General features: G+C 72.7%; 10 protein-coding genes, 1 other RNA gene and 1 pseudogene. 7 read left to right on the top strand and 5 right to left on the bottom strand.

Going from position 1 to position 12,548, the window contains the following annotated elements; genetic code table 11:
* The first annotated feature begins 27 nt into the window (after nt 1–27).
* A complete protein-coding gene (locus MYK68_RS13080; protein ID WP_247864119.1) occupies nt 28–1,950 on the top strand; it encodes an FUSC family protein in 1,923 nt (640 codons plus the stop codon).
* A gap of 41 nt (nt 1,951–1,991) precedes the next feature.
* On the opposite strand, the gene MYK68_RS13075 is transcribed toward MYK68_RS13080, so the two are convergent.
* From MYK68_RS13075 to MYK68_RS13065, 3 genes are read right to left on the bottom strand one after another with little or no spacing between them, the layout of a single operon-like run.
* The gene (locus MYK68_RS13075; RefSeq protein WP_247864118.1) at nt 1,992–2,942 is read right to left on the bottom strand and encodes an SURF1 family cytochrome oxidase biogenesis protein; all 951 of its coding nucleotides are present in this window, start codon (nt 2,940–2,942) and stop codon (nt 1,992–1,994) included.
* Nucleotides 2,943–2,970: 28 nt separating this feature from the next.
* Nucleotides 2,971–3,390 carry a low molecular weight protein-tyrosine-phosphatase gene (locus MYK68_RS13070; protein WP_247868053.1) on the bottom strand — a complete coding sequence of 140 codons (420 nt, stop codon included), beginning with the start codon at nt 3,388–3,390 and terminating at the stop codon, nt 2,971–2,973.
* Nucleotides 3,391–3,445: 55 nt separating this feature from the next.
* Entirely contained in the window at nt 3,446–4,117 is a 672-nt protein-coding gene (locus MYK68_RS13065) for an HAD hydrolase-like protein (protein ID WP_247868052.1), read from the bottom strand.
* Nucleotides 4,118–4,172: 55 nt separating this feature from the next.
* Between MYK68_RS13065 and cobC the strand changes: the two genes are divergently transcribed.
* The 6 genes and pseudogenes from cobC to MYK68_RS13035 all read left to right on the top strand — a co-directional run bounded on the left by cobC (nt 4,173) and on the right by MYK68_RS13035 (nt 9,874).
* Complete coding sequence (cobC, locus tag MYK68_RS13060) at nt 4,173–5,276, top strand: Rv2231c family histidinol phosphate aminotransferase CobC (protein WP_247864117.1); 1,104 nt, start codon at nt 4,173–4,175, stop codon at nt 5,274–5,276.
* Nucleotides 5,273–6,388, top strand: coding sequence for a Nif3-like dinuclear metal center hexameric protein (locus MYK68_RS13055; protein ID WP_247864116.1), 1,116 nt, complete (start codon nt 5,273–5,275; stop codon nt 6,386–6,388). The genes cobC and MYK68_RS13055 overlap by 4 nt, the downstream gene beginning before the upstream one ends.
* 30 nt (nt 6,389–6,418) lie before the next feature.
* The gene (locus MYK68_RS13050; RefSeq protein ID WP_247864115.1) at nt 6,419–7,177 is read left to right on the top strand and encodes a zinc ribbon domain-containing protein; all 759 of its coding nucleotides are present in this window, start codon (nt 6,419–6,421) and stop codon (nt 7,175–7,177) included.
* Nucleotides 7,123–7,869, top strand: a pseudogene (locus MYK68_RS13045) (bifunctional RNase H/acid phosphatase); the annotation flags it as partial. The gene MYK68_RS13050 and the pseudogene MYK68_RS13045, both read left to right, overlap by 55 nt.
* 15 nt (nt 7,870–7,884) lie before the next feature.
* Nucleotides 7,885–8,296: RNase P RNA component class A (gene rnpB, locus MYK68_RS13040), an RNA gene on the top strand.
* Between the two features lie 150 nt (nt 8,297–8,446).
* Nucleotides 8,447–9,874, top strand: a complete 1,428-nt coding sequence (locus MYK68_RS13035; protein WP_247864113.1) for an RNB domain-containing ribonuclease — start codon at nt 8,447–8,449, stop codon at nt 9,872–9,874.
* A gap of 168 nt (nt 9,875–10,042) precedes the next feature.
* Here the strand turns inward: MYK68_RS13035 and MYK68_RS13030 are convergent, their stop codons facing one another.
* Both MYK68_RS13030 and pip read right to left on the bottom strand, forming a co-directional pair.
* Nucleotides 10,043–11,530 carry a CYTH and CHAD domain-containing protein gene (locus MYK68_RS13030; RefSeq protein ID WP_247864112.1) on the bottom strand — a complete coding sequence of 496 codons (1,488 nt, stop codon included), beginning with the start codon at nt 11,528–11,530 and terminating at the stop codon, nt 10,043–10,045.
* A complete protein-coding gene (pip, locus tag MYK68_RS13025) occupies nt 11,527–12,513 on the bottom strand; it encodes a prolyl aminopeptidase (RefSeq protein WP_247864111.1) in 987 nt (328 codons plus the stop codon). The genes MYK68_RS13030 and pip overlap by 4 nt, the downstream gene beginning before the upstream one ends.
* Nucleotides 12,514–12,548: the final 35 nt, after the last annotated feature.

The following is a 12,548-nucleotide window of genomic DNA, read 5'->3' as shown; positions in this document are numbered from 1 at the left end:
CGCGGTGCGCTCGATGACAGGAGCAGTGTGGGCCAGACTCCGATCTCCCCGGGACGGGTCCGCCCCGCGGACTGGATCGTCGAGATGTTGCGGATACGCCGCGCCGAGTTTCCGCTGGGGCATTCGATCCGTTCGGCGGTCGCCGTCGGCGGCCCGTTCATCGTGGGCTCGCTGACCGGCCACCTGATCACGGCGATGTGGATCGGACTGGCGACGCTGTTGCTCGCGGCCGGCGAACGCGAGGGCACCTACCGTCTCAATTTCACGATCATCGCGATCTCCACGCCGATCGCCGCCGCCGGCTACCTGCTCGGCTTCATCCAGGACGCGCCGATCGCCGCCCTGGTGGTCCTGGCGGCGCTGCTCGCCTTCCTGATGGGTGTGATCGCCGGACTGGGCCCGGCGTTCTCGGTCGGCGGAATGCAATTCCTCCTGGTCGCCAGCATCGCGCTCGGGGTCAAGGGGATCGACTGGTGGGAGCCGATCGGCCTGTACTTCGCGGGCGGCGTCCTCTACGCCGCCCTGCTGGGGATCGAGATGCTGTTGGTCCCGGCGCGCCCGCAGCGCGCCGTGCTGGTGCCGATGCTCACCGCCCTCGCCGATCTCGCGCGGGCCCGGCACGACGATCTCGCCGAGGGCGGCGACCGCACCGCGGCCGCGCGGGGCCGGGCCACCGCGGCGCTGCGGGCGGCGACCACCCGCGTCGCCGAGTTCTCGGTGCGCACCGCAGGCTCGGCCGGGTCGTGGACGCTCGACGACGGCGTGACCGGGGCCGCCGAACGAGTGCAGGCCTTCCTGATCGGCGACCGCGATCCGGCGGCCGCCGAGATCGCCGAGCGGCGCCTGCGAGCACTCGCCGCCGAGGTCGCCGCCGGCCGGTCCGCAGATGCCGGCGAGCCCGCGACGGAACCGGCGGTCGCCGGGTCGAGCCGGGGCGCGGCGCTCCTCTCGACCCGGATCGACGAGCTCGCCGACGCGCTGCGGCCCCGGAAGCGGCCCGCCGGGGCGCGGCACGAACGACTGGTCTCCGGCGGTATCGGGCGCGAAGTGGTGCTGGCGGCCGCTCGCCTCGCACTCTGCTACGGCATCGCCGTCGCGGCCAGGGAGTACTTCCCGTACGGCCACTGGTTCTGGGTTCCACTGACCGTCTGCATGGTGATGAAGCCGGACTTCGGTTCGGTGTTCGCCCGGGCGATTCTGCGGGTGATCGGCACCGTCGTGGCCGTCGCCCTCGCCTCGCTCTTGCTGCTGGTGGTGCCCAAGGGGGTCGGGCTCGGCATCCTCATCGCGGCGTTCGCGGCGCTGGTGCCGTGGCTCATGATGAAGTCGTACGCGCTGCAGGCTCTGGCCATCACCCCGATCGTGATCTTCCTGGTCGACGTGATCACCCCGGGCGATGGCGGCAACTTCTCGTGGGAGCGGATCGCGGCGACGGCGATCGGTGGGGCGATCGTGATCGTCTTCGGCTACCTGATCTGGCCGCATTCGCGGCGGGCCTGGGTCGCCGAGACCTTCGCCCAGGCCATGGCCGGCATCGCGGCGCACCTGCGGGTGGCGGGCACGGCGGTACCGGACGACGCCGGGCCGGCCGCGGACCGGCACTCCGAACTCGTCGCCGCCCGGCGGGCGGCCACGCGCGCGATGTCCGATCTCCAGACGCGGCTGGAGCGCGCGCTCGCCGAACCGCCACCGGCCGATACGGTCGCCGGGGCCTGGATTCCGGCGGTGGACGCCGCGCAGGTGCTGGCGGATTCGGTGACGGCGTACGCGACGGACCGGGTGGCCGATGACGTCCCGCCCGACGAACCGGAGAGCGCGGCGCTCGCCGCCGACATCCGGCACGCCGGTGAGGGTGGGCGCAGCGGTGAGGCGGTGGCACCCACCGATCCCGCGCTGCGGCCGATTGCGGACCGGCTGGCACGGGTCCGCGCGCATCTGGCCGACACCTGACCGCCCGTACCCCGCGTTCGAGAGAAGACGCTCGCCCGGGATCAGCGCCCGTAGCGCTGGGCGAGCTTGGCGCGCACGTCGTCCTCGTGGCTGTCGACGGCCACGCCCCCGCCGATCTCGACGTCGACGCGCGGGTCGGCGGTCCCGGGTGCGCTCGCTTCGCGGAGTTCGTCGCGGATCCGTCGTCGCTCCGCGCCCCGGCCGTCCTCGGCCGGGGTGTCGTCCACCACCTCGCCGTTCTCCTGCTTCCGGGCGAGGGCGCGGCGGTGCTTCACCTCGGCCCAGACGAAGTAGCCGATGCCGAGCGGCGCCATGATACCGAAGGCGAGCCACTGCAGCCCATACGAGAGATACGGGCCGGATTCGAGCTGCGGCAGGTCGATGGTGCCGAGCCCGCCGGGCTGATGGTCGGTGAGCTGCACGTAGAACGGATCGAGCGGGGTGCCGTCCGCGGCGGACAGTGCGGCGGTGTCGATGGTGTACGCGGTGAGCGTGCCGCCCTCCACCTTGGGGCCCTTGCCCGGACTGGTGGCCTCGGATCTGCGCAGGCGGGCGTGCAGCGTCACCTCGCCCGACGGCGGAGCGGGGATCTGGGTCCGGCCGGCCGAGTCGGGCCGGACGTAGCCGCGGTCGACGAGCACGATGCGCTCGGAGCCGGTGAGCTGGAACGGTGTCACGACCTCCACGGCAGGTCGCTCGTCGACGACGCGCAGCCGCACCTCGATCTGCTTGTCCGTCAGGTAGCGGCCGGTGAGGGTCACCTCGCGCCACTCGTGGCCGGTGGGCAGCACGCCTCCGGCCGGCACCAACCGGTCAAGGGGCACGGCCGCGGTCTTGGCGGCGGTCTGGATCAGGTCGTTCCGGTGCTGCGTCGCGGTGTTCTTCCCGAGTTGCCAGGGCGCAAGGATCAGAAAGCACGCGGCGGCGAACGCGGCCACCAGGACGGCGGCGAGTAGCCATCCGGGCCGCAGGAAGGTTCGCAGCAGGTGCACGCCGTCCAGAATAGGCGAGGAGGCTTCCTCAGCCCCGTTCGGCCAGGGTGGCGTGCACCCAGGCGAGCAGCCCGGGGACCGCGTCCTCGATCTGCGCACGCACGTCGGCGAAATCCTCCGGCGAGCCGTAGTACGGATCGGGGACGTCGCCGCCGTCGGCTCCGGGGTCGAAGCTGCGCAGCAATCGGACGCGCTCGCCGAGGCGCTTACGGGTCAGCTCTTTGACATGGCTGGAGTCGAGCGCGACCAGCAGATCGGCCGAGAGATGCTCCGGATCGAGCTGGGCGGCCACGTGATTGTCGGGGTAGCCGTGGGCCAGAAGTTCGGTGCGGGCGCGGTTGTCGGCCGGCTCGCCGACGTGCCATCCACCGGTGCCCGCGCTGGTCACCTGCACCTCATCGGTCAGCCCGGCATCGTCGATCGCCTTGGCGAAGATCGCCGCCGCCATGGGCGACCGGCAGATGTTGCCGGTACAGATGAAACAGACATGCAGCCGGTCAGGGCTATCGGACACCGAGTACCTCGCGCAGTTGCGGGACCGTCTGCACGGTCCACGTGGCTTCGTCGACCTCCCCCGGACGAGCGTAACCCCAACCCACCGCGATCGTGGGAACACCGAATGACGCGGCTCCGTCGACGTCGTGGGAGCGGTCACCGATCATCACGACGGGGTTCGTCGCCGGGTCCAACTCTAGTACGCCGAGCACGCGCGCGATGACCTGCGCCTTGCTTCGGCGGGTGCCGTCGTCGCTGGATCCGCCGATGAACGCGAAGTGCCGGTCGAGCCCGAAGTGCTCCAGAACCCGCCGCGCGATGGTCTCGTTCTTGCTGGTGGCCACGGCCAGGGTCCGCGCGCCCGCGGTGAGATCGGCGAGCAGTTCGGGCACGCCGTCGTACACCCGGTTCTCCCGCCAGCCGATCCGGTCGTAGCGGGCGCGGTACGCGGTGACGGCGGCCTGCGCGTCGTCGTCGGAGAAACCGCAGGCCCGCATGGTGTCGAGCATCGGCGGCCCGACGATCCCGGCCACGAGGTCGTCGCTCGGGGCGGGTGCGCCCATCGCGTCCAGGGCGTGCCGGAACGACGCCGCGATCCCCGGATAGCTGTCGGTGAGGGTGCCGTCGAGATCGACGAGGAGCACGGTCGCGGGGTCGGCCGGGTCGGCGGTACGCAGCATCACGGCTCCCATGGTGCCGGTCGCCCGCGGCGGCGTGACACGTAGGGTGCACGGTATGTCGACGGGTCGTGAGCTGCCGGATCTGTTCGAGCCGGGGCGGCACGGCGACGCCGACGCCGAGCCCGGCCTGATCGACTTCGCCGTCAACGTGCAGCCCGGGCCGCCGCCGTTCGTCCGGGACGTGCTGGCCGCCCGGCTCGGCGATCTCGCCGCCTATCCGTCGGCCCGCGATGCGGACGCCGCGGTCGCGGCGGCAGCGGCGCTGCACGGCCGCCGCACCGACGAGATCCTGCTGCTCGACGGCGCCGCCGAGGGCTTCGAGTTGCTGGCCCGGCTCCGGCCGCGGCACGTCGCGGTGATCGAGCCGTCGTTCACCGAACCGGAACGGGTGCTGCGCGCGGCCGGGGCGCGGATCAGCCGGGTGGTGCTGCCGCCGCCGTGGCGGCTCGACGCATCGCTGGTGCCGGACGACGCCGACCTGGTGATCGTCGGCAATCCGACCAATCCCACGTCGGTGCTGCATCCGCGCAGCGACCTCGAGGCGCTGATCCGGCCGGGCCGGCTGGTGGTGGTCGACGAGGCCTTCGCCGACCTGACTCTCGGCGACGACGGGCGCCGTGAACCGCAGTCGCTGGCCGACGGCCTGCCGAGTGGAGTGATCGTGATCCGCTCGGCGACCAAGACCTTCGGGCTGGCCGGGCTGCGGGTCGGCTATCTGCTGGCCGCGCCGGAGGTGATCGCGCGGCTGACGGCCGGGCGGCGGCACTGGCCGCTCGGCACCCTCGCGCTCGTCGCGCTCGCCGAATGCCTCGGCCCGCGCGGCCAGGCGCACGCCGCGGGACTGGCCGCCGCGATCGCCGCCGACCGGGCCGCGATGGTGGAGCGTCTGCGGGCGCACGGGATCACGGTGCCCGGGATACCGCGCGCCCCGTACGTACTGGTCGAGGTGCCCGACGGTCTCGGTCTCAAGGCGGCGCTGCGGACGCGGGGATGCGCCGTCCGCAGCTGCGCCAACTTCACCGGGCTGGGACCGCAATACCTGCGTCTGGCGGTGCGGCCGCCCGGGCGGGTGACCGCGTTGCTGGCCGCCTGGGAGGATGCATCCCGGGAGGCCGCCCGGACGGCGGCGGCCGCCACGACGACGGGAGCACACCGATGATGCCGACCCTGCGACAGGTGGTCGCCGGACTCGACGCGGCGTATCCGCCGCGGCTGGCCGAACCGTGGGATGCGGTGGGCCTGGTCTGCGGTGACCCCGACGATCCGGTGCGGTCGGCGCTGGTCTGCGTCGACGTGACCGACGGGGTGGTCGGCGAGGCGCTGGAGTCCGGCGCCGACCTGATCGTCGCGCACCATCCACTCCTGATGCGCGGGGTCGACTCGGTGGCCGCCGACACGGCGAAGGGCCGCCTGATCCACCAGCTGATCCGGGGCGGATGCGCGCTCTATTCGGCGCACACCAACGCCGACAAGGTCCGCGGCGGCGTCTCCGATGCGCTGGCCGACGTCCTCGGTGTGCGCGACACCGTGCCGCTGGAACCCGAACCGGTCGCGCCCCTGGACAAATGGGTGGTGATGGTCCCTGAGGGCAGCGCCGAGCAGGTGGCCGAGGCGATGTTCAACGCCGGCGCCGGGGCGCTCGGCGACTACACCGACTGCCTCTGGAGCGTGGTCGGCACCGGCCAGTTCCGGCCGGCCGACGGGGCCAGCCCGGCGATCGGCGCGGTGGGCGACCTGACCCGCGTCGACGAGGAACGCCTCGAGATGGTCGCGCCGAAGGGACTGCGGGCGACGGTGCTGGCGGCCCTGCGCGCCGCGCATCCCTACGAGGAGCCGGCGTTCGACGTGTTCGCGCAGGCCCCGATCGGCAGCGACATCGGGCTCGGCCGGGTCGGCACCCTCGCCGAGCCGATGCCGCTGCGCGAGTTCGTTTCGCATGCGGCGAGGGTGCTGCCGCGGGCTGCCTGGGGGATCCGCGCGGCCGGCGACCCGGGCGCGCTGATCACGACCGTGGCGGTCTGCGGCGGCGCGGGCGACTCGCTGATCGGTGCGGCGACCGCGGCCGGGGCCGACGTCTACCTCACCGGGGATCTGCGGCATCACGTGGTCGACGAGGCGCTGCGCGCCGGCAGCCCCGCGCTGATCGACGCCGGGCACTGGGCCACCGAGTTCCCCTGGTGCGTCAGCGCCGTCGAACAACTGGCCCGGATCGGTTGCCCGGCAACGGTTTACCTGCCGCCGACCGACCCGTTCACCGTGGTACCGGCGTGACCCGGGCCGGAAGATGAGAAGGTGGAACGCATGAAAGCCGCGCCCGCGCATCAGCGCCGACTCCTCGATCTCGCCGACCTCGACGCCGAACTCGCCCGCGCGCATCACCGGCTGAGTCATCTCCCGGAGAACGAGGCGCTGGTCGAGATCGACGTCGAACTCGCCGCGGCCTACGAGGAGGTGACGCGCGCCGAGTCCGTCGCCGCCGATCTGCAGGCCGAGTACGACGTGGTCGACAAGGAACTGACCGGGATGACCGAGCACGCCCGGCGCGATCAGGCCAAGCTGGACTCGGGCGGTCTGCCGCCCAAGGTGCTCGCCGAGCTGCAGCACGAGATGACCGGGCTGACCAAGCGGCGCGACGTGCTGGAGTCGGATCTGCTGGAGATCATGGAGCGCCAGGAGGCGCAGGGCATGGAGGGCGACCGCGCCCAGGCCGCCGTGGTGGCTCTCGAGGAGCGGCGGACACAGGCGCGGACCGCCCGTGACCAGGCGATGGCGGTCACCGAGAACGAGATCACCGAGTTCCTGCACCGCCGTGACGCGGTGGCCCGGGAACTGCCCGACGACCTGCTCGCCGCCTACGACCGGCTGCGCGATCAGGGCAAGGTCGGCGCCGGGCTGCTCCGGCAGCGCCGCTGCGGCGCATGCCGGATGGAACTGGATCCGCGTGCCCTCGCCGCGATCGCCGCGGCGGCCGAGGACGAGGTGGTCCGCTGCGAGGAGTGCAACGCGATCGTCGTGCGCACCGAGCAGTCCGGGCTGCCGTCGCCGCAGGCACCGCGGTGACGGACGGCGGAGCGGGGACAGCCGGCGGGGCGGAAGTGACGAGCGGCGGGACGGCGCCCAGCTGGCAGGGACAGGTCCGCGAACCGACGCGTCTGCTGTTGCTGCGGCACGGTCAGACGGCGCTCTCGGTGGATCGCCGCTACTCCGGTCACGGCGACCCCGAACTCACCGACCTCGGCCGCGCGCAGGCGGACGCCGCGGCCGGCCGGCTCGGGCGGCAGGGCGGCATCGAGGTGATCGTGTCCTCGCCGCTGCGCCGCGCCCGGGCCACCGCGCAGGCGGTCGCCGACCGGCTGGGTCTGGAGGTCGTCGTGCACGACGGGCTGATCGAAACCGATTTCGGGGCCTGGGAGGGACTGACCTTCCGCGAGGCGGCGCAGCGTGATCCGGAACTGCACCGGGAATGGCTGGGCGACGTCGAGGTGGCCCCGCCCGGCGGGGAGAGCTTCGCGCGGGTCGCCGAGCGGCTCGCCGCGACGAAGGCGGACCTGATCGCGTCGTACCCGGGTGCCCGGGTACTCGCGGTCAGCCATGTCACGCCGATCAAGACGCTGCTGCGCGACGCCTTGCACGTCGGACCGGAACTGCTGTTCCGTCTGCATCTCGATCTGGCCTCGCTGTCGATCGCCGAGTACTACCCGGACGGCGGATCGGTCGTCCGCCTGGTCAACGACACCGCGCACCTGCAGTAGTCTGTAGGACGCGAACGAGCCGGCCGGGCGGCCGCGGCGAGCGAACCACGCGGGGCACCGCGCAGGCGCGAGTCGAGGAAAGTCCGGACTCCGAAGAGCAGGGTGGTTGCTAACGGCAACCCGGAGTGATCCGCGGGACAGTGCCACAGAGAACAGACCGCCCGCCGCGTGCGGCGGGTAAGGGTGAAACGGTGCGGTAAGAGCGCACCAGCGCCGCGAGTGATCGCGGCGGCTCGGTAAACCCCACCCGGAGCAAGGCCGAAGTCCGCACCGCTTCGCGGCGGTGCGGGTGCGCGAGCGATGAGGACTGCTCGTCCGAGCTCGCGGGTTGGCTGCTCGAGGCACCCGGCGACGGTGTGCCCAGATGGATGGTCGCCCCCGGCCTCACCGGCCGGGACAGGATCCGGCTTACAGGCCGGCTCGTTCGCGCCCTCGAGAAGAGGCACTGGCTTGTGGCAGTGACATGATCGTCGTCACACACGATGCGAGCCTGCCGCGGGGCGCGGCCGAACTCGGACTTCGTGTGGAAGACCCCATCGAGGGATGAGGTCACCGGCCGGTGAGAGTGGAGACGACGATGACGACCCAGTGGCGGCTGCGCGCACCCGCGCTCGACTTCGACCGGCTCCGCGCCGAACTCGGACTGGCCGCCGAGTTCCCGGCCGACGTGACCGCGGAGGCCGCCGCGGCGGCCGACCGGCACGCGGACGACCGCGCCGACCGCCGCGACCTGGAATTGGTCACCATCGACCCGCCCGGCTCGATGGATCTGGACCAGGCGCTGCGCGTGGTGCGCGACGACGACGGCTTCCTGGTGCACTACGCGATCGCCGACGTCGCCGCCCTGGTGGAACCCGGGGGAGCACTCGACGCCGAAAGCACCCGCCGCGGCGAGACCGTGTACTTCCCGGACGGCAACGTTCCGCTGCATCCGCGCGTGCTGTCCGAGGGCGCGGGGTCGTTGCTGCCCGATCAGGACCGGCCCGCCGTGCTCTGGACGGTGCGCGTCGGCCCCGGCGGCGACGTGCTGCACACCGCGGTGGAACGGGCGACGGTGCGTTCGCGCGCCCGCCTCGACTACGCCGGGGTGGCCGCCGACGTCGCGGCGGGCTCGGTGCATCCGGCCGTGGCGGCGCTCGCCGACTTCGGGCGCGTCCGCGAGTCGTGGACGCTGGCGCGCGGCGCGGTCTCGCTGAATCTGCCCGACCAGGAGGTGCTGCCCAACACCGGGGCCAGCCCCCGCGCCTGGACACTCGCGCTGGCGCCGCGGACGCCCGTTGACGGCTGGAACGCCCAGGTGTCGCTGCTGGTCGGAATGTGTGCGGGCACGCTCATGCGCGACGCCGGAACCGGCTTCTTCCGCACGCTGCCCGCGGCGACGGCCGGGGCCGTGGACGAACTGCGGGCCGTGGCCGGCAGCCTGGGCGTCCCGTGGCCGGACGGCGCCACGCCCGGACAGTTCCTCGCCGGTCTCGCGCCCGACGCACCCACCACTCTCGCCCTGATGAGCGCCGGGGCCCGCCTGATGCGCGGCGCCGGCTACCGCGCGCTCACGCCGGGGGAGCAGGTGGACGACGACACGCTGGCGCACGCCGGAGTCGGCGGGATCTACGCGCACGTCACCGCGCCGCTGCGCCGGCTCGCCGACCGCCACGCCACCGAGGTCTGTCTCGCGGTGACCTCGGGGGCACCGGTGCCCGGCTGGGTGAGTGCGGCGCTGCCCGGGCTCGGCAAGGTCATGAGCGGCGCGGACACGGTCGCGGCGACGGCGGCGCGGCGGAGTGTCGATCTGGCCGAGGCGGTGGTGCTCGCCGACCAGCTCGGCGCGCGTTTCGAGGCCACGGTGATGCGCGAGGCGAACGGCCGCAAGGAAGCGGAGATCTTCATCGAATCGCCCGCGATCATCGCACCCTGCTCCGGGGCGCCCGGTGCCGGTCAGTGCTGCACGGTCGAGGTGACCGCCGCCGACCCGGACGGCGGAACCGTCGAGTTCACCGTCGTTTAGCGGGGGGGCTTCGACTCGCCACCTCGCCCCAGGGGGCTCGGTGGCGGCTCAGCCGGCTAAGGGGCTCGGTGGCGGCTCAGCCGGCTAAGGGGCTCGGTGGCGGCTCAGCCGGCTAAGGGGCTCGGTGGCGGCTCAGCCGGCTAAGGGGCTCGGTGGCGGCTCAGCCGGCTAAGGGCGCTCGTCGAGGAATGCCTGGACGGCGCGGCGGCCGCGCTCTTCCTCCCGGGCATCCAGCCGGCCGAGCACGAAGACCGCGCGGGACGAGAGGCCGGGGACGGCCACGACCTTCTGCAGATTCTCGCGATTGACGACCGTATCGTTGAAATCGCCCAGATGGGTCTGCACGCCGGCGGCCTCCGCGGCGGCCTTCGCCGCCTTCTTCAGGCCCAGCGGCTTGCCGGCGTCGGCGGTGTACCGGACGGCCTTGGCGCGCTTGCGGATGCGGTGCACCTGCTCCACCCACTCCTCGGACCACTCGTCGAAGTCGTCGAGCTTCTTCTCGGCCTTGTGCATCCGTTTGGCGGCGTGCTCGATGCCCTCCATCGCGACCTTCTCCGCGCCGCGGTCGGCATCGGGGCCGGGGGCCGGATTCGCGATCAGCGCGTCGAGGGTGTCGAGCAGTTGCAGGTACCGGCGGGTCGACAGCGCGTACCGCAGCGACCGGAGGGAGCGCTGCTGGCGGACCAGTTCGTCGTCGATCAGCGCGACGCGCAGGTCGGCGGGCGGATCGTTCTCCGAGTCGAGGAGCCCGGCGTTGATCTCCAGCTGCACCTCGCGGTCGCGCGCCTCGCCCAGCACCTCGCCGAGTGCGCGCAACTCCTCGGAGAGCCCCGCGACGGACTCCGAGTCGAGCACCGTCGGGAACGACGTCAGCACCGATCGCAGCTTCCGGGCGGTCACCCGCATCTGGTGCACGGCGTCCCATGCGTTCTCGCGGACCAGAGGATCCCAGTGCAGTAGCGAATCCCGGTGTGTGGCAAGGGAATGCACCACGAGATCGAGGCCCGTCGGGTGCTTGGCGAGCTTGGCCGGCTTGTGGTTGCGCGGTTCGGAGCCGATGGCGCGGGCCAGTTTGGAGACGCTCGACGCCGGGCGCGCACCGGCGCCGCGGAGCAGCGAACGGGCCTTCTTGAGCAGGCGCGTGTCACCGCCGGTGAGCTCGAACTCCCACTCGGCCCACTCCTTGGTGACCTGCGACTGGTGCGCGTGCGAGAGGACGCGGTCCTCGCAGAACTCGGCGAGCGAGTCGCCGTCCTCGTCGTACACGACGGTGACCGTGCGCGCGGTGCTGATCTCGGCGACCGGGATCAGCGGCCGGTCGCGCACGATCGCCAGCACGGCGCTCGCGATGGCCGCGGGGACCGGCCCGTCGGCGGGCGCCTCGGAGAAGTCGACCTGCAGTTCCCGCCGGGCGTCGCCGCCGGCCGGCCGCTTGAGATGCCAGCCGCTGTCGGTGCCGCCGGTGCGGCGCCGCAGCGTGATGCGATGCGCGGCGAGGTCGTGGGCGGGGGTGTCGAGGTAGGTCGCCACCAGCTCGTACTGCTGGGGCTCGCCGGCCCGGCCGCCCGGGACCAGCACGCTCAGGTCGGGGGCCGGCAGCCCGGCGTCGACGTCGAACTTGCACTCCACTTCGATGATCTCGGCGCGGGGGTTCAACGAGGTGCCTCCTTGGCGAAGTGGTCGGTCGCCGCGACCAGTTGCGCGGCGATCCCGGGCTCGAACGATGCGTGTCCGGCATCGTCGACGACGACGAAGCGCGCCTGCGGCCAGGCGCGGTGCAGATCCCAGGCGCTGCGCATCGGACAGACGACGTCGTACCGTCCCTGCACGATGACCCCCGGAATGTCTTGCAGCGCCCCGATATTCGACAGCAACTGGCCCTCGTCGAGGAAGCCGCCGTGAACGAAGTAGTGATTCTCGATGGTAGCGAAGGCGAGGTCGAAGCGGTCGCCGTCGCCCGAATCGCTCCGCGGCAGCAGGTGCGAGGTCCGGTTCTCCCAGCCCGTCCAGGCCGCGGCGGCGCGGGCCGCCGCCGCCCGGTCCGAGCCGGTCAGGATGCGGTGATAGGCGGCGACCAGGTCGCCGTCGCGTTCGTCCTCCGGCACGGGCGCGAGATAGCTCTCCCAGACGTCCGGGAACAGGTGCGCCGCGCCGCCGTTGTAGTACCAGTCGATCTCGCTGCGACGCAGCAGGAAGATGCCGCGCAACACCAGTTCGGTCACCCGATCCGGGTGGGTTTGCGCGTAGGCCAGGCCCAGCGTCGACCCCCACGATCCGCCGAAGACCTGCCAGCGGTCGATACCGAGGTGCGTGCGCAGCTTCTCCAGATCGCCGATCAGGGCGGCGGTGTTGTTCGCCGCCAAAGCGGCGGCGAGCGCGTCCGGCCCGGCGGCCTCGGCGTCGGCGATGTGCGGGCGCGACCGCCCGCAGCCGCGCTGGTCGAACAGCACGATGCGGTAGCGCTCCGGATCGAAGAAGCGGCGCTGCTCACCGGAGGTGCCGCCGCCGGGGCCGCCGTGCACGAAGACCACCGGCTTCCCGGCGGGATTCCCCGAGGTCTCCCAGTAGATCTCCTGGCCGTCGCCGACGGCGAGATGACCGGACGCGTACGGCTCGAGGGGTGGGTAGAGACCGCTCATACCGCCCACCCTATCGGCGAATGACGGCCGCGGCG

The sequence above is a fragment of the Gordonia sp. PP30 genome (assembly GCF_023100845.1).
Taxonomy (GTDB): Bacteria; Actinomycetota; Actinomycetes; order Mycobacteriales; family Mycobacteriaceae; genus Gordonia.
This window is presented reverse-complemented; position numbering and strand designations above follow the sequence as displayed.